Origin of the sequence: Nocardia sp. NPDC101769, assembly GCF_044766925.1 — a bacterium.
GTDB lineage: Bacteria > Actinomycetota > Actinomycetes > Mycobacteriales > Mycobacteriaceae > Nocardia.
The window spans coordinates 1-1144 of the sequence record NZ_JBIWMX010000151.1 but is presented as its reverse complement, the minus strand read 5'-3'; the positions used below and the strand labels follow the sequence as shown (position 1 = coordinate 1144).

Sequence of the window (1144 nt, the reverse complement as noted above, 5' to 3'; positions counted from 1 at the left end):
CTAGACGATTGATTCCAAGGGGTGTGGTGCGCGGCTGGGGCACGCACCACACCCGAGGATTGCTGCCGTGATGGTCGTGAAGGGATCTTCTCGACGGTGAAACATGTTGCCGGACAGGCTAATTCATGCGTTTCAGCGAAAGTTGGGGCGAGGGTGGCGTAGGTCAAGGTTGTGAGCAATGAACTCGACACCCTCGCCACTGCACTGTATGTCACCACCGATGATTTGTTGACCCATCGCCCGGATCTTGCACCAGTACGCCCGAAGGTCGGGTTCACCCCACGGCTGACCGACGCCGAACTGATCACACTGGCGGTGATGCAGGCGCTGCTCGGATACACCTCCGAGGCCCGCTGGCTGCGTTATGCCCACGACAACCTGCGGCATCTGTTCCGATACCTGCCCAAACAGCCCGGCTACAACAAGCGGCTGCGCCGCGCGGGCGAGTTGATCCAAGCGGTGATCCGGGCGCTGGCCGTCGACACCAGCCTGTGGACCGACGATGTGTGGGTCGTCGATTCCACCCCGGTCGAATGCGGCCGGTCGAAACCGACCGTGCGGCGCTCGGAATTGGCGGGATGGGCCGAATACGGCTACTGCGCCTCGCATTCGCGATACTTCTGGGGACTGCGGCTGCACCTGGTCGCCACCCTCGGCGGGCTGCCGATCGGGTTCGCGCTGACCGGCGCGAAAGCCGACGAACGCCAAACCTTGCTGGGAATCCTGGCTGCCGACCCTGCCTTGGCCGGCGACCGGCCCGGGCAGACGCTGATCGGCGACAAGAACTACTTCGGCGCCGGATTCGAGGCCGAGCTCGCCGAGGCCGGGCTGCGATTGCTGCGTCCGGCCCGCAAGAGCGAGCCCGAACGGCCCGGCGCCGCCCTGTTCAAGCCATTACGGCAGGTCATCGAGTCGATCAATCAAACCTTCAAAGCCCAGCTCGATCTGGAACGCCACACCGGACGCACCGCCGCCGGCGTCACCGTCCGTGTCCTGCAACGCATCCTCGCGCTCACCGCAGCCATCTGGCACAACGACCACACCGGCGCCCCAGTCCACCGCTCACTGACCGCCTATGACCACTGATCACCGGATGGACGGCCCGCGCAGTGGGCCGCCCACCCCCTGGAATCAATCATCTAGG

General features: G+C 64.9%; 1 protein-coding gene. It reads left to right on the top strand.

Features of this window, described 5'->3' with window-relative positions; translation table 11 throughout:
• Nucleotides 1-171: 171 nt before the first annotated feature.
• Entirely contained in the window at nucleotides 172-1086 is a 915-nt protein-coding gene (locus ACIRRA_RS46075) for an IS982 family transposase (protein WP_402782521.1), read from the top strand.
• Nucleotides 1087-1144 lie beyond the last annotated feature (58 nt).